Here is a 23,319-nt window from a genome sequence, read left to right as displayed (position 1 = left end):
AAAGGAGGTCTTTGTGACCACGCGCTCTCTGGCGGGTAACGCCACTCTCGATTCTCTCAAAAAGCAGGCCAAGGCTTTTCTGAAAGCCGCTCAGTCGGGTGACGCATCGGCCCGAAGCCGTGTCACGCCTTACTTTGCCGATGTCACCGATATCGGGCTTCAGGACATCCAGCTTGTCCTTGCCCGCGAACATGGCTTCTCGAGCTGGGCGAAACTCAAGGCGCATCTGGAAAGCGCCAATCGCGGACAGGTTCCGCTGGATCAGCTTGCCAATCAATTCCTGTCGCTGGCGACGGTGTCCTATTTTTCCCATATTGCTGCCGATCCGGCGCGCTTCGACGAGGCATTGCAACTGCTGGAGGCCAATTCCGACATTGCCGGGGATAGCATCCATATTGCCGCTGCTCTCGGTGACGCTGACGGCGTCGCGCGTTGGCTCGATCGCCAACCGCAGCTTCTCGAGCGCAAAGGCGGTCCCTATGATTGGCCGCCGCTGCTCTATGCCGCCTATGCCCGCGTGCCCGGCCGATCCAGCCTGCCGGCGGCAAGGGTTCTGATTGAGCGCGGCGCCGATCCCAATGCCTTCTTTCTTGACCATGGCCAATATCGCTTTACGGCGCTGACCGGCGTTTTCGGCGAGGGCGAGGCTGGCAAGATCGGACAGCCGCAACATCCGGAATGCGAGGCTTTCGCGCGTTTGCTGCTCGATGCGGGTGCGGCGGCGAACGACAGCCAGGCACTTTATAACCGGATGTTCGAGCCCGATAATTCCTGCCTTGAGCTGCTGCTGGAATACGGGCTCTCCGCTAAAGACAGCAACAACTGGCTGGTGCGCGAGGATGGCATGCTGGTGGCGAATGCACAGACGGTGTTCGACTATCAGCTCGCCTGGGCTTGCGAGAAGCGCATGGGCGAGCGTGTCAGGCTGCTGATCGAGCATGGGGCCGATGTCAATAAGGTGGTCAATGGCCGAACGCCTTATGAATGGGCGCGGCTAGGAAATGACAAGGATCTGGCGCTGTATCTCGTTCAGCAGGGAGCTATAGCTGTTCGTATAAAGCAAGAGGATTGGGTCTATATTCTCATTCGGCAGAAGCCCCGGGATGCAACGGCCGATCCGGCGATACTTGTCGATTACATCAAGAGAAGAGTAGCGGGTGACCTCGATATTCCCGAAGCGATGCGCCGGGCTCACCCTGCCATGTTGCATGAGGCCGCCGGCGATAATGATTTGCGGGCTGTTCGCCTTATGCTGGCGTTGGGCTTCGACGTCAGCGCCATGACCAGCCGCACACCGCTGCACGAAGCTGCTTTGCATGGCCATATCGCGATGGCGAAACTGCTGATCGAGCATGGTGCGGATACCACTGTGCGCGACCGCTACTACTATGCGCCGCCGATCGGCTGGGCGGAGTATAATGGCAGAGCAGAGATGGTGGAGTTCCTGAAAACGCAGCCGCTCGATATCTTTGCGGCCGCTGCCTATGGCCAGATCGACCAACTGGCCGTGCATCTGGGTGCCCATCCGGAGCTGATGAACATTCGCTTCGGTGAGTTTCGTCCGCATGGGGAGGCAAGTGTGGACCGTGACTGGATGACGCCGCTTGGCTTTGCCATTCTCAATCGTCGCGTTGATGCGGTGCGCTTCCTGCTGGAACGTGGCGCCGATCGTTCTGTGAGAGATGCGTCCGGCCGATCCTATCCCGATCTCGCGAGAGAGATGGGCGACGAGGCCGTCATCGCGTTGTTGCGGCAGCCTATTGCGACGGCTGCGGGCCAACCTCTTTCGGATGCTTGAGGTCGAGCGTGCCCTGGTCGGTCGCAAGAAATTGTGGGCCGACCTGGCGCACCTTGTTGGTCGCGGGATCGTAGGGTCGATCAGGTTGCAGTTGTTTCGGCTGAACCGGAGTAATTTCCGGAGGGGCTATCACCGCAGTCTTCTGCTGCGGCAGAGCGGCGTCGTCCGTCTTGGGCTTTTGCGTCTCTATCGTCGTGATCGAGCTTTCCGGCTGCGCCAGCGATTGTTGCTGGGGTGCATAACCCTCGGGTTTCACGCGGGTGTCGATGACGGTGTCCGGCGTGGCCGACATCGGAGTGCTGCAACCGTTCCGCTGCATGTCATCCAGCAATCGCCGCCTCTCCAAGCCTGCATCGTCGATGCGGGACACGCTCGTTTCACGCTCGTCCATCAGCGATGCAAGGTCATCGCGCATCCGCTCCATCGCATCGTGCATGTCATCGCAGGCAGCCTCGTTGTCGGAGCCGAGGATGGTCAAGCTGCTGTCGGACGTACAGCCTTGATTGCGCATGTCGCTCTTCAGGCGCCGTATTGCCATGTTCTGCTGGACGATGGATCGCGAAAGCTGACGCGTCTCCGCATTGGCGCCGACAATCTCCGTCGTGTCGGCATATCGGACGTGTAATTCGTCGCAGATGGCATTCGCCTGGGCAAGGGCCGGCGTCGCCGCCAGCAGGGATAGCAAGAGAGAGGAGTAGAATTTTTTGCCGCGGTTCACGTTGTGCTCTTCGAAAAGCGGTTTGATCTCCACGGAGAATATACCGTGTTGCTTAACAACGTACCCATCAAAACATGCTGATTGTGAAAGATTTTTTGCGGTTAGATCGGAAAACAAACTTGGCTTGCGCCTTCTCGGCGGCGTGAGGCCACAAAACGGGGAACAACCGACGAAAATAAGAGCATTAAATGTGATGATGTATCCGGCTAATAACCCGCCGTCTGTGTCGTGACGGCCGCCTTTGGAGACGGCCGCCCGCGGTGAATCTCAGATCAATTCGGCTGTGATGCTTCAACCACGGCCAGAGCCGCCATGTTGACGACGCCACGCGAGGTGACGGAGGGTGACAGGATGTGGGCCGGAAGCGCCGTGCCGAGCAGGATCGGGCCTACATGCAGGCCATCGGTCATGGTCTTGACGACGCCGAGGGTGATGTTGGCGGCATCCAGATTGGGGAAGACGAGCAGGTTCGCCTCGCCGGAAAGCGTGCTGTCCGGCATGACGTGGCGGCGCAGGCTTTCGGAAATGGCGCTGTCGCCGTGCATTTCGCCGTCGACTTCCAGCTCCGGCGCCGCTTCGCGCACGAGTGCCAGAGCATCGCGCATCTTGGTGGCGCTTTCCGATTCCCGCGATCCGAAGTTCGAATGCGAGACGAGGGCGACGCGCGGCGAGATGCCGAAGCGCTTGATTTCCTCGGCCGCCAGCACCGCCGACTGGGCGATCTCCGCTGCATTCGGGTTAAAGGTGACATAGGTGTCGGTGTAGAACGTCGCGCCGCGCTGTGAGATCAACAGGCTGAGAGCGGAGAAGTCGCCGACATCCGGGCGCTTGCCGATGATCTGGCGGACGATGCGCAGATGGCGTTCGTAACGGCCTTCGAGACCGCAGATCAATGCGTCGGCATCGCCGCGCTTCAGCGCCAGGGCGCCAATGACCGTGGTGTTGGTACGAACGATCGTTCTGGCTGCTTCCGGAATGACGCCGCTGCGGCCGACGAGCGAGAAATAAAGCTCGACATATTCCCGGAAGCGCGGATCGTCATTCGGGTTGATGACGGCGAAATCGGTATGCGGCCGGATCTTCAGGCCGTAGCGCTTCAGGCGGGTTTCAATGACGTTGGGGCGGCCGATCAGGATCGGCACGGCGGTGCCTTCTTCCAGGAGGACCTGGGCGGCACGCAGAACGCGCTCGTCTTCGCCTTCGGAGAAGACCACGCGCTTGCGCTCGGCGATCTTCGCGGCGGCGAAAATCGGCTTCATGACGAAGCCGGAGCGGAAGACGAAGCGGTTGAGTTCGTCCATGTAGGCGTCGAAATCGGCGATCGGGCGCAGTGCCACGCCACTTTCGGCAGCGGCTCTCGCCACAGCCGGCGCGATGCGCAGGATCAGGCGCGGGTCGAAGGGCGAGGGGATGAGATAGTCCGGTCCAAAGACCGGCGTCTCGCCCGTATAGGCGCGGGCGGCCACGTCCGAAGGCTCTTCGCGGGCAAGCGACGCGATGGCGCGTACCGCCGCCATCTTCATTTCCTCATTGATCGTCTTGGCGCCGCAATCGAGCGCGCCGCGGAAGATATAGGGGAAGCAGAGAACGTTGTTGACCTGGTTCGGGAAATCCGAGCGGCCGGTGCAGATCATCGCGTCGGGACGGGCGGCGCGGGCGAGATCAGGCATGATTTCCGGCGTCGGGTTGGCCAGCGCCATGATCAACGGCTTTTCCGCCATCTGTTCCAGCAGCTCGGGCTTCAATACGCCGGCGGCTGACAGGCCAAGGAAGACATCGGCGCCGCCGATCGACTCGGCAAGCTCGCGCTTGTCGCTCTTCTGGGCATAGACCGATTTCCATTCGTCCATCAGCACGTTGCGGTCTTCATAGACGAGGCCCTCGATGTCGTGGACCCAGATGTTTTCGCGCTTGGCACCGAGAATGACCAGAAGGTTGAGGCAGGCAAGCGCCGCGGCACCGGCGCCGGAGGCGACGATCTTGACGTCCTCGATCTTCTTGCCGGCCAGTTCCAAGCCGTTGAGAATGGCGGCGGCGACGATGATGGCGGTGCCATGCTGGTCGTCGTGGAAGACCGGAATGTCCATCTTCTCGCGCAGACGACGCTCGACGTCGAAGCATTCCGGCGCCTTGATGTCTTCAAGGTTGATGCCGCCGAATGTGGGCTCGAGTGCGGAAATCGTAGCGACCATCTCATCGACAGTTGGGGCTTCGATTTCGATATCGAACACATCGATACCGGCGAATTTCTTGAAGAGGACCGCCTTGCCTTCCATCACCGGCTTGGAGGCCAGCGGGCCGATATTGCCAAGGCCAAGCACCGCGGTGCCGTTGGAGATGACTGCGACGAGATTGCCACGCGAGGTGTAGTCGAAGGCCGTTTCCGGATTGTCGCGGATGGCAAGGCAGGGTGCGGCGACGCCGGGAGAATAGGCAAGCGCCAGGTCGCGCTGGTTGCCGAGCGGCTTGGTCGCCTGGATTTCCAGCTTGCCGGGGCGGGGATAGCGATGAAAGAAGAGCGCCTGTTCGTCGAGATTGCCACTCGCCATGTTCTTGGCTGCCTTCGATGTGTCGTGCGTATCCATCCCGCTTCTCCATTCCTGCTTGCGCGCGTGCGCCTCAAATCCCCTCCATACATCAATCGCCGGGAGTGCACAGTATGGATTTGACGCTGCTGAAGGGTTTTTTGTCGCGGCAAAGGCATAAATTTTCTTTTGCGGAAACCCCGGCATTGCGGACCAGACATTGTGAGGTGCAAGGACCGATGGTCCCGCTCAGGGCCGCGAGTTTCATGACCGATCGGCTGGAGCTCGCCATAGCTGCAAAACGCGGGCAATTTCTCACCGGGAGCGCTCCGCACAGCATTTGTCATCTTCCTGAAACACGAGTCTGATTTTGGATTAGCCAACGTAGGATAGGGCACGGACAAATGTTCGTGAATGAAAACATGGACACCCGGCGATATCGAACGCTGTTCATTTCTGACGTGCACCTCGGCTCTAAAGCGGCCAAGGCGGACTTCCTTCTCGATTTTCTGCGACTTCACGACGCCGACACCATCTATCTGGTCGGCGACATCATCGATGGCTGGCGGCTGAAGCGCAATTGGTACTGGCCGCAGGATTGCAACGACGTCGTGCAGAAGCTGTTGCGCAAGGCGCGCAAGGGCACGCGCATCGTCTATATCCCCGGCAATCACGACGAGTTCCTCCGCGACTTCCCCGGCACGCATTTCGGCGGCATCGAGGTGGCCCAGCGCGCGATCCACGAGACCGCCGACGGCAAGAAGTATCTCGTTCTGCATGGCGACGAATTCGACGTCGTCGTCCGCAATGCCCGTCTGCTCGCCTATCTCGGCGATTGGGCCTATGACATGGCGATCCTGATCAATATCGGCCTTGCCGCGGTTCGCCGCCGCCTGAACATGCCCTATTGGTCTTTCTCGGCCTGGGCGAAGCTTCAGGTCAAGCACGCCGTCAACTTCATTGGCGAGTTCCAGCGCGTCGTCGTGGAAGAGGCGAAGCGCAGCGATGCCGATGGCGTCATCTGCGGCCACATCCACCATGCCGTCATCGAGGATTTCGATGGCATCCGCTACATCAATACCGGCGATTGGGTCGAAAGCTGCACGGCGATCGCCGAGCATGACGACGGCACGTTCGAGCTGATCACTTGGCAGTCGATTGCCGAAACCCAACCGGTTGGCGTTGCTGGTGATGAATTGCCGGAAACGCTTGGAGCGCAGGCGGCGTAATATTTCGTCGCCTCACGGGCCCAATAACGACCCGTCACAATTATTGATCGCCGGGATCCCGCTGCTTTCGCCATTTTGGGCTGAAACGTTGCAGCAAGGCCATTTCTCGCCATAGTCGTAATCACGATAGGGTGCTAGGAACACATCAGTTCCCTTCAGGTCTGTCATGATTCCCGCGACAAAATCTTTGCAGGGCGAGGCCGCGCCACCGTATTTTCGGTTGCGCACAGCCTTGTCCTATTGTGCTCCGTTGATCGTCAATGGGATTGCCTTGCCGTTTTTTCCGGTCTGGCTCGCCGGGTTGAATTTCAGCGATCGCGAGATTGGTCTGATCCTCGCCGTGCCGATGGTGGTGCGGGTTCTTGTCGTGCCTATTGTCGGCATGCTTGCCGATCGTGTGCAGGAACGCGCCACTGTGCTGTTCTGGTCGGGTGCGTTGTCGTTGTTGACGGCGATTGCGCTTTACTGGACGAGCGATTTCTGGCCGGTGCTTTTGGTCTACGGTATCCAGGGGGCGACATATGCGCCTTACGTGCCCATCGTTGAATCGATTGCCGTTTCCGGCGTACGGCGTTGGGGTTTCGATTACGGCTCGATGCGCGTCTGGGGATCGATCGCTTTCATCGTCTCGACCCTTATCGGCGGTCAAATGATCGGCAAATGGGGCGGTACGACGGTTCTCCCCGCCATGGTCGCGGGCTTCGTCCTGACAACGCTGATGGCCTTCTTCTGTCCGCGCATAGGGCCAACGCGACGGCGCCATCATCAACCGATCGATTTGCAGGCGCCAACAGGCAGCTCGCTGCGGTCTCCGCAATTGCTGGTCACCATGATCGGTGTATCGGTGCAGCAGTCGAGCCACGCCATGATGTATACGTTCGCGTCGATCTATTGGCGCGAGCTCGGTTTTTCGGGCACGCAGATCGCCGTCCTCTGGTGCATCGGGGTGGCGGCGGAGGTCATGGTGTTTTTCATGTCGAGGATGCTCGGCCGGCGGTTCAGCGCCTGGACACTGATCTTTTTCGGCTCGGCCGTGTGCGTCGTCCGCTGGATCCTATTCCCGATCAATCTCGGTTTCGCCGGCTATTTCATGCTGCAATGTTTCCATGCCTGCACCTTTGCCTGCGTGCATACCGGCATCCAGCGGCGCATCGTCGCTTCGGTACAGGAAACGCAGGAAGCTTCGGCCCAAGGCACCTATTTTTTCTATAACGGCATGTTTCTCGGGCTTATGACCCTGGCGTCCGGCTATCTCTATGCTTGGCTCGGTCTTTCCAGCTACTACATCATGTCCGGTGTTGCGGCCTTCGGTCTTGCCATGGTGGTTTTCGCGCGTAGTCTTCAACCTCGGAGTTCCTCGGTCGGGGGAAGAGCGAGCGAGGCTTCATAAGTCGTGCAAAGTGGTTTCATTTAGATATCAAAATGCCATGCCATATCTTTGGCGCTTGCGCGGCATAGAAATCGCCTATGAACTCGGTGTATTAACGATTAGCGTCGCGCGGGGGATTCCCGAGTCGGCGAGTGTGCCGCAAGACTTGAAAGATGTATGAGTTTGAAAGCAGCCGTACAGAAAGCCGATGCACCGAGGATCGACGACGAGCCCGATGGCAACGGGCATCGCTATCGGCTGGAAGGTAATTGGCGCAGCGCCAATGTCCATGGCGTGCTGCGGCGCATCGATGAGCTGACGACGCGGAGCGCTGGCGGCCGGGTAGTGATCGATCTTTCCGATCTCTCCGATGTCGACACCGCCGGAGCGCTGCTGATCCGCCGCCTAAAGGAGAGCCAGGAAGCGCATGGCGCCAGCGTCAGCATCGAGGGCTCCAATCCGCATATCGACGAGCTGCTGACGGCCTTTACCGAAGACCCGGATGCCGAGAAGCCGGAACCCCGGCAAAATAAATCCTGGACGGAGCGCATCTTTGCGCCGATCGGCGAAACCGTCTACGAGGTCTGGGGCAATCTTGTTGCGGCCATGTATATTCTCGGCTCGGCGGTGCGCGGCGCGCAGCTGAAGTTCGGGCGCGGCAGCGGCGTTTCGCCGGCCTCGATCGTCAACCAGATCGACCATATGGGCGTGCGCGCCGTCCCGATCATCCTATTGATGTCCTATCTGATCGGCGCGATCATCGCGCAGCAGGGGGCATTTCAGCTGCGCTATTTCGGCGCCGAGGTCTTCGTTGTCGATCTCGTCGGCATCCTGCAATTGCGCGAGATCGGTGTGCTTCTGACCGCCATCATGATCGCCGGGCGCTCGGGCAGCGCGATCACCGCCGAAATCGGCTCGATGAAGATGCGCGAAGAGGTCGATGCGCTGAAGGTGATGGGTCTGAACCCGATCGGCGTGCTGATCTTCCCGCGACTGGTGGCGTTGACCGTGGCGCTGCCGCTGCTGACGATCCTTGCCAATTTTGCCTCACTCTTCGGCGCGGCGACGGTAACCTGGGCCTATTCCGGTATCACTTTCGCTACCTTCATTGCGCGCCTGCATGAGGCGATCAGCCTTTCAACTGTCATCTCGGGCATGATCAAGGCGCCGTTCATGGCGCTGGTGATCGGCATTGTCGCGGCGGTCGAGGGATTGAAGGTCGGCGGCAGCGCCGAATCGCTCGGGCAGCATGTGACTGCCTCGGTGGTGAAGTCGATTTTCGTGGTGATCCTGATGGACGGGCTGTTCGCCATGTTCTATGCCGCGATCGATTTCTGAGGGATATCAACGATGAGCGCGCTTCACTCGGAAATCTCCCTGGAAAAAGATGAGCATGGCAGGGACATCGTGCTGTCGGCACGGGATGTTACCGTTGCTTTCGGATCGAAAGTCGTGCTCGATAAATTGAACCTCAATATCTATCGCGGCGAAATCCTGGGCTTCGTCGGTGCTTCCGGCGCTGGCAAGTCGGTGCTGCTGCGCACGGTGCTGCGGTTGCTGCCGCGCCGTTCGGGCAAGATCGAGATCCTTGGCGAAGACTATGACAAGCTCTCCGAGCCGGAGCGCAACAGGCTCGACATGCGCCTCGGCGTGCTCTTCCAGCAGGGTGCGCTATTCTCCTCGCTGACGGTGAAGGAGAACATCCAGGTGCCGATGCGGGAATATCTCGACCTGCCGAAAGCCCTGATGGACGAGCTCGCGCATCTGAAGATCCGCATGGTCGGCCTTGCCGCCGATGCCGCCGACAAATACCCGTCAGAGCTTTCCGGCGGCATGATCAAGCGTGCGGCACTGGCGCGAGCCCTGGCGCTCGACCCCGACCTTGTTTTCCTGGACGAGCCGACCTCTGGCCTCGACCCGATCGGTGCCGCGGAATTCGACGAGCTGATCGCCAAGCTGCGAGACACGCTCGGCCTGACCGTCTATATGGTGACTCACGACCTCGACAGCCTGTTTTCCGTCTGCGATCGTATTGCCGTTCTCGGGCAGAAACGGGTATTGGTGGAAGGAACGGTTGAGGACATGCTCGCCTGCGACGACCCCTGGGTGCAGTCCTATTTCCGTGGTAAACGCGCGCGTTCGATCGTGCCGACGGGAAGGGTTGGAGACCGCAACGACGACAACGGCGCTGGCGCCCACAGCCGCGAGAAGTAATTGGAACAATGGAAACCAAAGCCAACTATACGATCGTCGGGTTCTTTACATTGCTGGTCATCGCGGCCGCGTTCGGCTTCGTCTATTGGATGGCCGAATATGGCCGGGGCGGCCCGATGGTCGAACTGGTCGTTCGCATTCCGGGCTCGGCAAACGGCCTGAGCGTCGGCTCGCCCGTCCGCTTCAACGGCATTCAGGTCGGCTCCGTGCAGGGGCTTTCGATTGACGCCGACGATCCGAACTATTCGCTTGCCTTTACCGAAGTGCGGGCAGACGCGCCGGTCTATACGTCCACCAAGGCGATTCTGGAGATCCAGGGTCTGACGGGCGCTGCCTATATCGAGCTTTCCGGCGGCCGCAACGGTGACGAGAACATCCTCAAGCGCTCAGTCGATACCGGCAAGCGCGCCGTGCTGCTCGCCGATCAATCAAGCGTCACGAACCTGCTCAATACCGCCGACAAGATCCTGAACCGCGCAAACGACACGATCGGCGATATCCAGGGATTCGTCTCGGATTCCCGCGCGCCGCTGACCGATACGGTGCGCAACGCGCAGACGTTCTCCAAGGCCTTGTCGGACAATTCCGACAATATCGACAAGTTCCTCGCCAGCATGGGGCAGCTTTCCGACACCTTCAAGAATGTCTCGACTCGTATCGACTCGACGCTGGAAGCCGTCGAGAAACTGGTGCGTGCGGTCGACGCCAACAAGATCAATGAGGTCGTCAACAACGCCAACAAGATCACCGCCAACGTGGCGGATGCGACGACCGATCTGAAGGCGACCGTGGCTGCCTTCAAGCAGACCGCCGACACCTACAATGCCTTCGGCCAGAAGGCACAGCAGACGCTGGACCGCGTCGACGCCATCGTGGCGCAGATCGATCCCGCCAAGCTGAAAGGTTCGGTTGACGACATTACGCAGGTGACCAAGGACGCCCGCGCGGCCGTCACGTCCATCCGCGACGTTGCCAATTCGGTTGCCGCCCGCCAGCAGGATATCGACCAGACGATTGCCAATGCCCGGTCGATTTCCGAGAAGCTGAATTCGGCGTCCGGCAAGGTCGACGGCGTTCTCAGCAAGGTCGACACGCTGCTTGGCTCCGGCGACACGCAGTCGCTGTTTGCCGAAGCCAAGGACACGCTCACGTCCTTCAAGAAGATGGCGGACAATCTCAACGCCCGGATCGGGCCGATCGCCGACAATCTGCAGAAGTTCTCGAGCAGCGGTCTGAGCAACGTCCAGACCCTCATCAACGACATGCGGGGCACGGTTGACAATCTCAACAGCACGATCACTAACTTCGATCGCAATCCGCAGCGCCTGCTGTTTGGTGGCGATACGGTCAAGCAATATGACGGCCGGGCGCGGCGTTGATGGATAGCGGTTTTTGGACTGTGAGGGATATGCGGAATATGGTCGGTTGCGTTTCGAGTGAGCGTTATCAGGTGTACCGGAAGGCAGCGATTGTTCTGCCGCTGCTCGCGGCCCTGCTCAGCGGCTGCGGTTCCAAGCCATCCAACGATACTTATGACCTCTCGGCCTCGGTCAAGGCGAGCGGTCCGTTGATGAAGAGCAAGCAGATCCTGATTCCGCCGCCAACGGCATTGCAGGCGCTCGACAGCAACCTGATCGTCATCCGCGTCTCGCCCTCTGAAATCCAGTATCTCGGCAAGGCGCAGTGGAGCGACAAGCTGAGCCGCATGGTGCAATCGAAGCTGGTCGAAGCCTTCGAGAATACCGGCAAGCTTGGCGGCGTCGGCGTACCGGGGCAGGGGCTGGCGATCGACTATCAGATTGTCACCGACATCCGTTCCTTCGAGATTGATGCGGCTGGCGGCCAGAAGTCCGCCGCTGTCGAAATCTCGGTGAAGATCCTCAATGACCGCACGGGCACGATCAAGTCGCAGAGCGTCTTCCGCAAAGCTGTTCCGGTCACCGGCGGCAGCAACCCCGATTTCATTCGGGGGCTCGACACGGCCTTTGCCGGCGTGACTGCCGAGATCGTCGACTGGACGCTGCGCTCGCTTTGAGCGCGGCTATCGCTCCATCAGCGCTTTCAATGTGTTGAGATTCTTCAGCACATGTGCTGCGTCGGCCGCGAACTGCTCGTCCGTCATTCCGGGCAATCTCAGCAGCGTGAACATGACTTCGCAGCCGTCGCCATTTGGTACGACTCTCAGTGCATTATAGACCTGCAAGCCGGTGTCGAGGGTCACCGTATGGTCGATGACGCCGAAGTCGTTGCGGGGTGAGAAGCGGACACGGACGGTGCCGAGAGTGCCTTTGGCGACCCAATCCTCACCATCCAGTTCCAGTTCGGATGCAAGGCCTGAGGCCCAGAGCGGCATGTTTTCCGGGCGGCCGGCAAAGCCATGGACCTCCCGCCAGGGGCGGTCGATGGAGACATGAACGATCTTGGCGGGCATGGTCGACATGGATGCTTCCTCCTCTATATCCGCCTTCGGTGCACCATCGGGTTAGGTTGCTGAAGCCGATCTTTTGAAAAATCCTGCAGCATTCTTGCCCGGTTCTGCAATGGGGCCGATTCGAGACTGGCGAAGGCTTGCCGTTTTGCGCCCGGAGTGCAACAACACGCCCAACGCATAACTCCCGAAAGGCGGTATCGGTTTCGGGGAAGGCTTAGGCGTCATTTCAAAATATCACTGCGTCCTCTGCGCATGCGATGGGATGTGAGGCGCAGCAAGAGAATTATTGGAGGATTGTCGTGGAAAAGGCAGAAATCGGACTGATCGGTCTCGCTGTAATGGGATCGAACCTGGCGCTCAACATTGCCGAAAAGGGCAATAAGATCGCGGTGTTCAACCGTACACCGCAGGTGACGGATGAATTCTATGCGAATGCGGGTGCGCTGAAGGACAAGATCATTCCCTGCAAGACGATCGAAGAATTCGTCGAATCGATTCGTCCGCCGCGGCCGATCATCATCATGATCAAGGCCGGCGAGCCGGTCGACCAGCAGATGGCGGCGCTGCAGCCTTATCTCGACAAGGGCGACATCATGATCGATGCCGGCAACGCCAATTTCCGCGACACGATCGCCCGCTTCGACCGCCTGAAGGATACCGGCCTGACCTTTATCGGCATGGGTGTTTCCGGTGGCGAGGAAGGTGCGCGCCATGGCCCGTCGATCATGGTCGGCGGCACCGAGGAGTCCTATAAGCGCGTCGAGAAGGTTCTGACCTCGATTGCTGCCACATACAACAACGATCCGTGCGTCGCCTGGCTCGGCAATGACGGAGCAGGGCATTTCGTCAAGACGATCCACAACGGCATCGAATATGCCGACATGCAGATGATTGCCGAAATCTACGGTATCCTGCGCGACGGCCTCGGCAAGAGCGCTGCAGAAATCAGCGGTATCTTCGGTGACTGGAACAAGGGTCGCCTCAACTCCTACCTGATCGAGATCACCGAGAAGGTTCTGGCCGCCAAGGATCCGGCCACCGGCAGCGCCATGCCGGACGTCATCCTCGACAAGGCCGGCCAGAAGGGCACCGGCAAGTGGTCTGCCATCGAAGCGCAGAACATGGGTATTCCGGCGACCGCCATCGAAGCCGCCGTCGCCGCCCGCAGCCTGTCGGCCATCAAGAGCCAGCGCGAAGCCGCCGAGAAGATCTTCGGCACGCCGGACTACAAGTTCCCGATCGCCTTCGGTCCGGACCTGTTGAAGGATCTGGAACTGGCATTGTTCGCTGCCAAGATCGGCGCCTATGCGCAGGGCTTTGCCGTCATGGCGGAAGCGTCGAAGGAGTTCAATTGGTCGCTGCCGATGCCGGTCATCGCCAAGATCTGGCGCGCTGGCTGCATCATTCGTTCGCAGTTCCTCGACGAGATCACCAGCGCCTTCACCAAGACGCCGGATGCCGCCAACCTGATCGTCACCCCGGCTTTTGCCGAGATGGTCAAGGAATCGATCCCGTCGCTACGCCGCATCGTTTCGGCCGCCACGGCCTCCGGCCTTCCGGTTCCGGCGCTGGCCTCCGCTCTGACCTATTTCGACGCCTATCGCCAGGCTCGCGGCACCGCCAACCTGATCCAGGCCCAGCGCGACTTCTTCGGCGCCCATGGCTTCGATCGTGTCGATGGCAAGGACATCCACCACGGCCCATGGGGCAGCGGTGCGAACGGCTGATATTTTCGGCTGATTTTGAAGATAAAAGAGCCCGCCGGATAAGTGTCCGGCGGGTTTTTTCGTGCCCGTCAGCCTTTCGGCCAGATCGGGGAGCTGATGCTTTGCAGCAGTTCCGGCTCGATGCCGTCGATACGGGCGATCACAGCCTTGCCCAATTCGCGGCCGGCATGGCGGAAATCCTCGTGGATCGCGATGATCTCCGGGCGGATCCAGCTCAGGACGTCGGTCGATTGTTTGGCGACCATGTCGATGTCGTGGCCAAGACGGAAGCCCGCCGCCTCGATGCCGGCATTGACTGCGATAGCGCCGGCGCTGCTGGAGCAGACGATGCCGTCGGGCGCATGCGGGGAGCGCATCAGCGCCTCGACCGTATCCTTGATCTCGGCGAGCGTCGTATCGGTGCTGGCCCTCAGCGGAACCTCCTGAGCCTGATACTCGCGCAAGCCCGTCTGAAAGCCGATCTGGGTGTGCAGATAATAATTGAGCTTGCCCGGCGGCTGCAGCAGCGCGATGCGGCGACGTCCCTTGGCGACCAGCGCACGCACCGCTTCGCGCGCGAAAGATTCGTTGTCGAAGTCATGGAAAGGATGGGAGATTCCCATGTTCGTGCGCCCATGCGTCGCAAAGGGCATGCCGCGCTGATGCATGAGTTCCACGCGCGGATCGTCCGGCTCGGTGCGCGATATGATGACGCCATCGGCCGATCCGGTGTCGAGGATATAGCGCACCGGCACCAGCGGATCCTTGCTGTGCGAATGCGGCGTGATGACGAGATGATATTGCGTGCCGGCCAGAACCTCGGAGATGCCGAAGACCATGTGGCTGGTGAAGCCCATGATTTCCTCATCGATGCTGAGCACCAGCGCGATAACGTTGGTCTTGCCGGTCCTCAGGCGCACGCCGGCGCGATTTGGCTGGTAACCCAGTTGACGGGCCACCATACGCACGCGCTCCTTGGTTTCAGCGCCGATATCCGGAGCGTCCTTCAGGGCGCGCGAAATAGTCGTGATCCCAAGGCCGGTCATGAAGGCGATCGTCTTCAACGTCGGCCGCTCGGGCGTGGGCTGAATACTGCCGCCTGAAGCTTTCTTATTATCCATCTCGTCCAAGCCTGCCTCCCGGCCGCCTCTCCCGCGACCATGCGCTTATATCGCCTGCGGCAGCGCCGCAAGCACATGCGTGATACGGCCGCTCCTCCCTCATTGCAGAAATCTGTAACGATACAGTAGAAAAGTCGAGCGCTTTTTCTGCCTTGATGTCAAATAAGATATCCAGGGGTTGAATCCACAGCCTTGGATGAAAAATTTTGCATCTGCGAAGCGATATGCGAGATTTATGGAGCGGTGCAGCAATTTTAATCGAAAAAAATCAATGAACTAATGGAAAATTCGGTTGATACGGGCAGTTGGTGAATCGTCAAGCACATCGCATTCTTTGCAAGCATAACTGTAATCTGAAATCGCATATTCGGGCTTTCGGTAAAATTTCGCGAACAGGCGGTTGCGCGTTGAAAATGATTAGACTACGTTTTTCCGGCAACGTTTCAGTGAGGGAGGAAAACTCATGAATATTCGTTTGATGGCGACTGCGCTTGCTGCGTCGGTCGTGTTGCCACTGGGAGCGGCCAACGCGACCGATCTGGAGGTAACGCATTGGTGGACGTCCGGTGGCGAAGCTGCCGCGGTGGCCGAGTTTGCAAAGGCGTTCGACGCCACCGGCAATCATTGGGTGGATGGTGCGATTGCCGGCTCCGGCGGTACCGCGCGTCCGATCATGGTCAGCCGCATCACCGGCGGCGATCCGATGGGCGCTACTCAATTCAACCACGGCCGCCAGGCAGAGGAGCTTGTCCAGGCCGGCCTCATGCGCGACCTGACCGATGTCGCCACGAAGGAGCACTGGAAGGATGTCATTCGTCCGGCCAGCCTGCTCGATTCCTGCACGATCGACGGCAAGATCTATTGCGCGCCCGTCAATATCCATTCGTGGCAATGGCTCTGGCTCTCGAACGCAGCCTTCAAGAAGGCCGGCGTCGAGGTTCCGAAGAACTGGGATGAGTTCGTTGCCGCTGGTCCGGCGCTGCAGAAGGCCGGCATCGTTCCGCTCGCCTTGGGTGGTCAGCCGTGGCAGGCCGCAGGTGCGTTCGACGTGTTGATGGTCGCCATCGCCGGCAAGGATACCTTCCAGAAGGTGTTCGGCGACAAGGATAAGGAAGTCGCGGCCGGACCGGAAATCGCCAAGGTCTTCAAGGCTGCCGACGATGCCCGCAAGCTGTCCAAGGGCTCCAATGTTCAGGATTGGAACCAGGCCACGAACCTGGTCATCACCGGCAAGGCCGGCGGTCAGATCATGGGCGACTGGGCGCAGGGCGAGTTTGCGCTGGCAGGCCAGAAGGCTGGCACGGACTATACCTGCCTTCCGGGTCTCGGCGTCAATGAAGTCATTTCGACAGGCGGCGATGCATTCTATTTCCCACTGCTGAAGGACGATGCCAAATCCAAGGCTCAGGAAGTGCTGGCTAAGACGCTGCTCGATCCGAAGACGCAGGTCGCCTTCAACCTGAAGAAGGGCTCGCTGCCCGTTCGTGGCGACGTGGATCTCGCGGCCGCCAACGACTGCATGAAGAAGGGCCTTGAGATCCTGAAGAAGGGCAATGTGATCGAGGGGACGGACCAGCTTCTTTCTGCCGATACCCAGAAGCAGAAGGAGGACTTGTTCTCCGAGTTCTTCGCAAATCCCGCGATGACGCCGGAAGCGGCGCAGAAGCGCTTCGTCGACATCATCGCCGCGGCTGATTGACCGCTATCTTCTCGCTGTAGTGATACCGGCTTTGCTTAGCGGGCCGGTATCACGGCCGGGACACATAGCGTGATCCGGTTGCCACAGCACCCCTCATGGCCGGCGGATCCGCATGTATGTGACGGTTACAGTGGGTGAGGGGAAGCGCAGGAACCGCGATCAAGATCCGGTTCTGATCGTCGAAGCAGTCGCGATGCAGAAGGAGCTACAATGACGGGTCAAGCGAAAGCCGGCCGGCCAAATCAATATCTGCGCAATCTGAACTCGAAGATTGCATCCATTCCCATGATCCTGACGGCTGTCGTCATCTTCCTTGGCGGCTCGATCTGGACGGTGGTTTATTCCTTCACCAATTCGAAGCTGCTGCCTCGTCTCAGTTTTGTCGGGCTGGACCAGTACCATCGATTGTGGGCAGCGCCACGATGGATCGTGTCCATTGAAAATTTGGCGGTTTACGGCATCCTTTCGATGATCTTCAGTCTCGTCATCGGCTTCGTGCTGGCGGCATTGATGGACCAGAAGATCCGCTTCGAAAACACCTTCCGCACGATTTTCCTCTATCCTTTCGCCCTCTCTTTCATCGTCACCGGCCTGGTCTGGCAGTGGCTGCTCAATCCGGAATTCGGCATCCAGTCGGTGGTGCGTTCGCTCGGATGGACGAATTTCACCTTCGATCCACTCTATACGCCGAGCATCGTCATCTACGGCGTGCTGATTGCAGCGCTCTGGCAGGGGACGGGTCTTGTGATGTGCCTGATGCTCGCCGGTCTGCGCGGCATCGATGAGGACATCTGGAAAGCGGCGCGCGTGGATGGGATCCCCATGTGGAGGACTTATCTGTTCATCGTCATTCCGATGATGCGTCCAGTCTTCATCACCACACTCGTCATCATCGCCAGCGGCATCGTCAAGGTCTACGACCTCGTCGTCGCGCAAACGAGCGGCGGACCCGGCATCTCGTCGGAAGTCCCGGCGAAATATGTCTACGACTACATGTTCCAGGCGCAGAACCTCGGTCAGGGATTTGCCGCCTCCACCATGATGCTGGTGACTGTCGCCATCATCATTATCCCCTGGGCCTATCTGGAATTCGGCGGAGGGCGCAAGCGTGGCTGATCCTGTTACTCTCAACAACGCGAATGATGCCGCGACCTTGACCGGCAAGACGTTTTCGGGACCGAATGGCCGCAAGCCTCGCCCGGTGCTCTCCGGCCGCAACATCATGCTTTACGGCACGCTCTTCGTTGCCGCCGTTTACTACCTGTTGCCGCTCTATGTGATGATCGTCACCTCGCTGAAGGGAATGCCCGAAATTCGCATGGGCAACATCTTTTCGCCGCCGCTCGAGATCACGTTCGAGCCGTGGGTGAAAGCCTGGGCGACGGCCTGTACCGGTCTCAATTGCGACGGTCTTTCTCGCGGCTTCTGGAATTCGGTTCGCATCACAGTGCCATCCACGATCCTCTCGATCGCGATCGCTTCGGTCAACGGCTACGCACTTGCCAACTGGCGCTTCAAGGGGGCGGATCTGTTCTTCTCGATCCTCGTCGTCGGCGCGTTCATTCCCTATCAGGTGATGATCTACCCGATCGTCATCGTGCTGCGCGAAATCGGTATCTACGGCACGCTTAGCGGACTTATCCTGGTGCACAGCATCTTCGGCATGCCGATCCTGACGCTGCTGTTCCGCAATTACTTCGCATCGCTGCCCGTGGAGCTTTTCAAGGCTGCGCGTATCGACGGCGCCGGCTTCTGGCAGATTTTCCTGCGTATCATGCTGCCCATGTCGCTGCCGATCTTCGTCGTCGCCATGATCCTGCAGATCACCGGTATCTGGAACGACTTCCTGTTCGGCGTCGTCTTCACCCGGCCGGAATATTATCCGATGACCGTGCAGCTCAACAATATCGTCAATTCCGTCCAGGGCGTGAAGGAATACAACGTCAACATGGCGGCAACGATCCTGACGGGTCTTGTTCCGCTGGTCGTCTATTTCGTCTCCGGACGGCTTTTCGTCCGTGGCATCGCCGCCGGCGCAGTGAAGGGTTGATTTATGACTAGTAGCGTTTCAATCAAGGAACTGTCGCTCGATTTCGGCGCGGTCAGCGTCCTGAAGAACCTCAATCTTGAGATCCAGGACGGCGAATTCCTCGTGTTGCTCGGCTCGTCCGGCTGCGGTAAGTCGACCTTGCTCAATTGCATCGCCGGCCTGCTCGATATCACCGAAGGGCAGATCTTCATCAAGGGCAAGAATGTCACCTGGGAGGAGCCGAAAGACCGCGGTATCGGCATGGTGTTCCAGTCCTACGCGCTCTATCCGCAGATGACAGTCGAAAAGAACCTGTCGTTCGGATTGCACGTCGCCAAGGTGCCGCAGGCGGAGATCGACAAGCGCATCGCCCGCGCCGCCGAAATCCTGCAGATCCAGCCTTTGCTCAAGCGCAAGCCGGCCGAGCTTTCCGGCGGCCAGCGCCAGCGTGTCGCAATCGGTCGTGCTCTGGTGCGCGACGTTGACGTGTTCCTGTTCGACGAGCCGCTGTCCAACCTCGACGCCAAGCTGCGCTCGGAGCTCCGCGTCGAGATCAAGCGGCTGCATCAGTCGCTGAAGAACACCATGATCTACGTCACGCACGACCAGATCGAAGCCCTGACGCTCGCCGACCGCATTGCCATCATGAAGAACGGCATCATCATGCAGCTCGACGATCCCACGACTATCTACAATGAGCCGCGCAACCTGTTCGTCGCCGGCTTCATCGGTTCTCCGTCGATGAATTTCCTGCACGGTGAATTGGTCAATCGCGACGGCAAGGTCGCCTTCGCCACCAATGACGTGATTTTCTCGCTTGACGGCTACAGGGCCGCCGAGCCGCTGGTGGCCGGCCGCAAGGTCGTTCTCGGGGCTCGACCGGAGCATATCAAGGTCAATGAGGATCTGGGGTCCGGAGCGGAAACGCACGATGCGACCGTTGATATCGAAGAGCCGATGGGCGCCGACAACCTGCTCTGGCTCAATCATGCCGGCCACACCATGTCGGTACGCATCAACGGTGCGCGGCGCTTCAGCCCGGGGTCGCGTGTCAAGCTCGGCTTCGACATGACGGTCGCGTCGCTCTTCGATGCGCAAACAGAACTCAGAATCTAGTCATAAAACGGGGGCGGCTTGGCCGCCTCCGTCCATAGCAGTCCGAGGAAGTCCGATGTCGTCCGCATTCAATGATGGTTTCAATCTCGATCTGGCTGGTTCGTGGCGTCTGACGTCCCCCGACAGTGATCATTCCCTCTCCATGCCGATCCCTGGTGACGTCCATACCGCGCTTCATGCGGCGAGCCTCATTCCCGATCCCTATTTCGGCCGGAATGAAGAGGTGGTGCAGTGGGTTGCCAATCAGGACTGGCAGATCACGCGCAGCTTCAATCTCGATGATGCCAACGGCGACTGGTATCTGGATATCGACTATCTGGACACGGTGGCGAGCGTCCATGTCAACGACGTGCTCGTGCTTGAGGGCAACAACAGCTTCCAGCGCTACCGTCCCGACGTTTCCAAGGCCGTGAAGGCCGGTGAGAATACGATCCGCATCGTGCTGCATTCCAGCGTTAAGGCAGGCGCCGAACTGCAGGCGAAGCAGCCGTTCTATATTCCTTACAGCACGGCCAATTCGCCGATCCCGAATGGCAACATGCTGCGCAAGCCGCAATGCCATTTCGGCTGGGACTGGAACATTGCGGTCGCGCCGCTCGGCCTCTATGGCACCATCGTCTTGAAGAAGCTTGAGACTGCCCGCATCGAAAATGTCGTCACGCAGCAGTTCCACAATGCGGACGGTTCGGTCGATCTCAAGGTGACGGCATCGCTGTTTGCGAAAGGCACCGGCGTCGCCCAAGTCTATTTCGCGCTGGAGGATGAGCGGTTGCGGCTCGATATCGGCGTCAATGCCGGCGAGACCTCGATCACTCATGTCTTCCATATCGACAAGCCGAAGCTCTGGTGGCCGGCCGGCAGTGGCGAGCAGGCGCTCTATACACTGTCCGTTGAGACCAATTCGGAAACCGTAACCCGCCAGATCGGCCTGCGCACCGTCGAGCTCATTACCGATGAGGACGAGGCGGGCAGTCGTTTCGTGCTGAAGGTCAACGGCCGCGAGATCTTTGCGCGCGGCGCCAACTGGATCCCGGCCGATGCACTATTTTCACGCTCCAGCCCTGCCTTGACCGAGGACCTGTTGCAGTCGGCGGCGGCCGCCAACATGAACATCATCCGCGTCTGGGGTGGTGGTTTCTACGAGCATGACTGGTTCTACGACATCTGCGACCGGCTCGGCCTGATGGTCTGGCAGGACTTCATGTTCGCCTGCAATCTCTATCCCTCGACCGGCGACTTCCTTGAGAATGTCGCGGACGAAGTTAGCTATCAGGTCCGGCGGCTGGCGACGCATCCGTCGATCGCGCTCTGGTGCGGTGACAACGAGCTGGTGGGTGCGCTCACCTGGTTCGAGGAATCCCGCAACGATCGCGACCGCTATCTCGTCTCCTACGATCGCCTCAATCGGACGATCGAGCAGGCGATGAAGAAGGCAGCGCCCGATGCGATCTGGTGGCCGTCGAGCCCGGCGTCCGGCTATCTCAACTTCGGCGATGCCTGGCATGCAGACGGCTCCGGCGACATGCACTACTGGTCGGTCTGGCACGAGAACAAGTCCTTCGACAATTATCGTTCCGTGCGTCCGCGCTTCTGCTCGGAATTCGGCTTCCAGTCCTACACGTCGCTGCCGGTCATCAAGACCTATGCCGACGCCAAGGACATGAATATCGCGTCTCCAGTGATGGAGCTGCACCAGAAGAATGCTGGCGGCAACGAGCGCATCGCCGGCACGATGTTCCGCTATTTCCGCTTCCCGAAGGATTTCCCGAACTTCGTCTATCTGAGCCAGGTGCAGCAGGGCCTCGCCATCAAGACGGCGGTGGAATATTGGCGGTCGCTGAAGCCGCATTGCATGGGGACCATCTATTGGCAGCTCAACGATACCTGGCCGGTCGCCTCATGGTCGAGCCTCGATTACGGCGGGCGTTGGAAGGTGATGCACTATCTGGTGCGCCGCTTCTTCCAGCCAGTCTCGGTCGCGGCCATACCGTCGGAGGACAACAAGACCATCCGCTTGTCACTGGTCAATGACACCAATGTCGATGTTACCGTCGATATCGCTGTGTCACTGCTCAAGCTCGATGGGGAACGTGTACCGCTGACGACGGCCCATGCGGTCTGCACGCCGGATGCGGCTGTTACCGCATTGTCCATCGATGCCTCGCAGGTGCCAGACGATTGCCTGCTGGCATGGCATTTCACCGCATCGAACGGCATGGGCGGCGAGGGGCATTATGTCCACGGCACCTACAAGGCGCTGGAGCTTCAGCCGGCGGGCCTGACGGTCCAGAGGAAAGAGATCGAGAAAAATGGCACGGTGGAGCTGACTATCACCGCTCGGGGACTGGCGCTGTTCGTTATGATCGAGAGCGAGACAGAGGGGCGTTATTCCGACAACGCCTTCGACCTCGCCGCCGGCGAAAGCCGCCGTATCGTCTTTACGCCGACAAAGCCGCTTGCCGGCGTTGTTCCTGACTTCCGCATTTACGACCTCCAGTCCAGCCAATCGGTGGATTGAGGATATCCGGCCGCCATCCGGCGGTATTTCAGGGCCGTTGGCCCATGACAGAAGGCCGTGAGGCCAATGGAGAGCATGACGATGACGAAACTTGGATTTCAGATTTATAGCGCCCGCAATTTTCAGCCCTATTCCGACATATTCGTAAAGCTCGGCAAGGCCGGCTATGCGGAAGTCGAAGGCTTTGGCGGCATCTATGCCGATCTCGACGAGACCGGCCTCAAGAGCCTGCGCGCCGAGCTGGACAAGAACGGCCTGGTAATGGCAAGCGGTCATTTCAGCCCGGACTTCCTCGACGGTCAGGTGCAGAAGTCGCTGACGATCGCCAAGACGCTCGGCATGGATTCGATCTATGCACCGCATCTGGCCGCCGATCAGCGTCCGACCGATGCGGCCGGCTGGCTCGCTTTCGGCAAGCGCCTGCAGGAGATGAGCAAGCCTTACAAGGACGCCGGTTTCGAATTCGGTTGGCATAACCACGACTTCGAATTCGTCAAGCAGGCTGACGGCTCGCTGCCGATCGAGCAGATCTTCGAAGGCGCTCCGGATATTTCCTGGGAAGCCGATATCGCCTGGGTTATCCGTGGCGGCGGCGATCCCTTCGCCTGGATCGAAAAGCTTGGCTCGCGCATCACGTCGGTTCACGTCAAGGACATTGCGGCGGCCGGTGAAAACAAGGACGAAGACGGCTGGGCCGACCTCGGCTATGGCACCGTTCCGTGGCAGAAGCTGCTGAAGGTGCTCGCCGGCACCAGGGCCAAGCACTACGTCATCGAGCATGACAATCCGAGCGATATCGATCGTCTGATCACGCGCTCCATCGCATCCTTCAAGACCTACTGAGGC

At 59.6% G+C, this 23,319-nt stretch carries 18 protein-coding genes; 14 read left to right on the top strand and 4 right to left on the bottom strand.

Annotation, left to right across the window (positions count from 1 at the left end; all coding sequences use genetic code 11):
* Positions 1-13 precede the first annotated feature (13 nt).
* Positions 14-1,798 carry an ankyrin repeat domain-containing protein gene (locus PMI03_RS19220; protein ID WP_007696457.1) on the top strand — a complete coding sequence of 595 codons (1,785 nt, stop codon included), beginning with the start codon at positions 14-16 and terminating at the stop codon, positions 1,796-1,798.
* Here the strand turns inward: PMI03_RS19220 and PMI03_RS19215 are convergent.
* Together PMI03_RS19215 and PMI03_RS19210 are read right to left on the bottom strand one after the other, a co-directional pair.
* Positions 1,758-2,633 (bottom strand): hypothetical protein, encoded by an 876-nt coding sequence (locus PMI03_RS19215; protein ID WP_309574421.1) that lies wholly within the window; start codon positions 2,631-2,633, stop codon positions 1,758-1,760. The genes PMI03_RS19220 and PMI03_RS19215 overlap by 41 nt on opposite strands.
* 155 nt (positions 2,634-2,788) lie before the next feature.
* Positions 2,789-5,101, bottom strand: coding sequence for an NADP-dependent malic enzyme (locus PMI03_RS19210; protein WP_007696454.1), 2,313 nt, complete (start codon positions 5,099-5,101; stop codon positions 2,789-2,791).
* Between the two features lie 344 nt (positions 5,102-5,445).
* Between PMI03_RS19210 and PMI03_RS19205 the strand changes: the two genes are divergently transcribed.
* The 6 genes from PMI03_RS19205 (at position 5,446) to PMI03_RS19180 (ending at position 11,888) form a co-directional block, all read left to right on the top strand.
* Positions 5,446-6,270, top strand: a complete 825-nt coding sequence (locus tag PMI03_RS19205; protein WP_007696453.1) for a UDP-2,3-diacylglucosamine diphosphatase — start codon at positions 5,446-5,448, stop codon at positions 6,268-6,270.
* 166 nt (positions 6,271-6,436) lie between these two features.
* On the top strand, positions 6,437-7,660 hold the full coding sequence (locus PMI03_RS19200) for an MFS transporter (protein WP_007696452.1): 1,224 nt from the start codon (positions 6,437-6,439) through the stop codon (positions 7,658-7,660).
* Between the two features lie 156 nt (positions 7,661-7,816).
* The gene (locus tag PMI03_RS19195) at positions 7,817-8,977 is read left to right on the top strand and encodes an ABC transporter permease (protein ID WP_007696451.1); all 1,161 of its coding nucleotides are present in this window, start codon (positions 7,817-7,819) and stop codon (positions 8,975-8,977) included.
* Between the two features lie 12 nt (positions 8,978-8,989).
* On the top strand, positions 8,990-9,853 hold the full coding sequence (locus PMI03_RS19190; RefSeq protein WP_007696450.1) for an ABC transporter ATP-binding protein: 864 nt from the start codon (positions 8,990-8,992) through the stop codon (positions 9,851-9,853).
* A gap of 8 nt (positions 9,854-9,861) precedes the next feature.
* Entirely contained in the window at positions 9,862-11,232 is a 1,371-nt protein-coding gene (locus PMI03_RS19185; protein ID WP_007696449.1) for an MlaD family protein, read from the top strand.
* Between the two features lie 38 nt (positions 11,233-11,270).
* Positions 11,271-11,888, top strand: a complete 618-nt coding sequence (locus tag PMI03_RS19180; RefSeq protein ID WP_007696448.1) for an ABC-type transport auxiliary lipoprotein family protein — start codon at positions 11,271-11,273, stop codon at positions 11,886-11,888.
* 6 nt (positions 11,889-11,894) lie between these two features.
* Here the strand turns inward: PMI03_RS19180 and PMI03_RS19175 are convergent, their stop codons facing one another.
* Entirely contained in the window at positions 11,895-12,293 is a 399-nt protein-coding gene (locus PMI03_RS19175; protein WP_007696447.1) for an SRPBCC family protein, read from the bottom strand.
* Positions 12,294-12,583: 290 nt separating this feature from the next.
* On the opposite strand from PMI03_RS19175, the gene gndA reads away from it, so the two are divergent.
* Positions 12,584-14,011, top strand: coding sequence for an NADP-dependent phosphogluconate dehydrogenase (gene gndA / locus PMI03_RS19170; RefSeq protein WP_007696446.1), 1,428 nt, complete (start codon positions 12,584-12,586; stop codon positions 14,009-14,011).
* A gap of 68 nt (positions 14,012-14,079) precedes the next feature.
* On the opposite strand, the gene PMI03_RS19165 is transcribed toward gndA, so the two are convergent.
* Entirely contained in the window at positions 14,080-15,111 is a 1,032-nt protein-coding gene (locus PMI03_RS19165; RefSeq protein WP_007696445.1) for a LacI family transcriptional regulator, read from the bottom strand.
* A 463-nt stretch (positions 15,112-15,574) separates the two neighbouring features.
* Between PMI03_RS19165 and PMI03_RS19160 the strand changes: the two genes are divergently transcribed.
* The 6 genes from PMI03_RS19160 (at position 15,575) to PMI03_RS19135 (ending at position 23,316) form a co-directional block, all read left to right on the top strand.
* Positions 15,575-16,810: an ABC transporter substrate-binding protein gene (locus tag PMI03_RS19160; RefSeq protein ID WP_007696444.1), complete on the top strand. Its 1,236-nt coding sequence runs from the start codon at positions 15,575-15,577 to the stop codon at positions 16,808-16,810.
* Positions 16,811-17,020: 210 nt separating this feature from the next.
* Entirely contained in the window at positions 17,021-17,926 is a 906-nt protein-coding gene (locus PMI03_RS19155) for a carbohydrate ABC transporter permease (RefSeq protein WP_007696439.1), read from the top strand.
* Complete coding sequence (locus PMI03_RS19150; protein ID WP_007696437.1) at positions 17,919-18,860, top strand: carbohydrate ABC transporter permease; 942 nt, start codon at positions 17,919-17,921, stop codon at positions 18,858-18,860. The genes PMI03_RS19155 and PMI03_RS19150 overlap by 8 nt, the downstream gene beginning before the upstream one ends.
* 3 nt (positions 18,861-18,863) lie before the next feature.
* Complete coding sequence (locus tag PMI03_RS19145; RefSeq protein WP_007696436.1) at positions 18,864-19,955, top strand: ABC transporter ATP-binding protein; 1,092 nt, start codon at positions 18,864-18,866, stop codon at positions 19,953-19,955.
* 55 nt (positions 19,956-20,010) lie between these two features.
* Positions 20,011-22,473 (top strand): glycosyl hydrolase 2 galactose-binding domain-containing protein, encoded by a 2,463-nt coding sequence (locus PMI03_RS19140; RefSeq protein ID WP_007696434.1) that lies wholly within the window; start codon positions 20,011-20,013, stop codon positions 22,471-22,473.
* An 81-nt stretch (positions 22,474-22,554) separates the two neighbouring features.
* Entirely contained in the window at positions 22,555-23,316 is a 762-nt protein-coding gene (locus PMI03_RS19135) for a sugar phosphate isomerase/epimerase (RefSeq protein ID WP_007696432.1), read from the top strand.
* Positions 23,317-23,319 lie beyond the last annotated feature (3 nt).

It is taken from the genome of Rhizobium sp. AP16, from assembly GCF_000281735.1.
Lineage (GTDB): Bacteria > Pseudomonadota > Alphaproteobacteria > Rhizobiales > Rhizobiaceae > Rhizobium > Rhizobium rhizogenes.
Note: the sequence above shows the minus strand (reverse complement) of the source record. Positions and strands in the feature narration are given on the sequence as shown.

Excerpts from the sequence above, each read along its gene's own strand:
- PMI03_RS19180 (WP_007696448.1), top strand. The coding sequence starts at position 11,271 with ATGGTCGGTTGCGTTTCGAGTGAGCGTTATCAGGTGTACCGGAAGGCA.
- PMI03_RS19135 (WP_007696432.1), top strand. The coding sequence starts at position 22,555 with ATGACGAAACTTGGATTTCAGATTTATAGCGCCCGCAATTTTCAGCCC.
- PMI03_RS19210 (WP_007696454.1), bottom strand. The coding sequence starts at position 5,101 with ATGGATACGCACGACACATCGAAGGCAGCCAAGAACATGGCGAGTGGC.
- PMI03_RS19190 (WP_007696450.1), top strand. The coding sequence starts at position 8,990 with ATGAGCGCGCTTCACTCGGAAATCTCCCTGGAAAAAGATGAGCATGGC.
- PMI03_RS19165 (WP_007696445.1), bottom strand. The coding sequence starts at position 15,111 with ATGGATAATAAGAAAGCTTCAGGCGGCAGTATTCAGCCCACGCCCGAG.
- PMI03_RS19140 (WP_007696434.1), top strand. The coding sequence starts at position 20,011 with ATGTCGTCCGCATTCAATGATGGTTTCAATCTCGATCTGGCTGGTTCG.
- PMI03_RS19145 (WP_007696436.1), top strand. The coding sequence starts at position 18,864 with ATGACTAGTAGCGTTTCAATCAAGGAACTGTCGCTCGATTTCGGCGCG.
- PMI03_RS19185 (WP_007696449.1), top strand. The coding sequence starts at position 9,862 with ATGGAAACCAAAGCCAACTATACGATCGTCGGGTTCTTTACATTGCTG.
- PMI03_RS19160 (WP_007696444.1), top strand. The coding sequence starts at position 15,575 with ATGAATATTCGTTTGATGGCGACTGCGCTTGCTGCGTCGGTCGTGTTG.
- PMI03_RS19155 (WP_007696439.1), top strand. The coding sequence starts at position 17,021 with ATGACGGGTCAAGCGAAAGCCGGCCGGCCAAATCAATATCTGCGCAAT.
- PMI03_RS19195 (WP_007696451.1), top strand. The coding sequence starts at position 7,817 with ATGAGTTTGAAAGCAGCCGTACAGAAAGCCGATGCACCGAGGATCGAC.
- PMI03_RS19175 (WP_007696447.1), bottom strand. The coding sequence starts at position 12,293 with ATGTCGACCATGCCCGCCAAGATCGTTCATGTCTCCATCGACCGCCCC.
- PMI03_RS19200 (WP_007696452.1), top strand. The coding sequence starts at position 6,437 with ATGATTCCCGCGACAAAATCTTTGCAGGGCGAGGCCGCGCCACCGTAT.
- PMI03_RS19205 (WP_007696453.1), top strand. The coding sequence starts at position 5,446 with ATGTTCGTGAATGAAAACATGGACACCCGGCGATATCGAACGCTGTTC.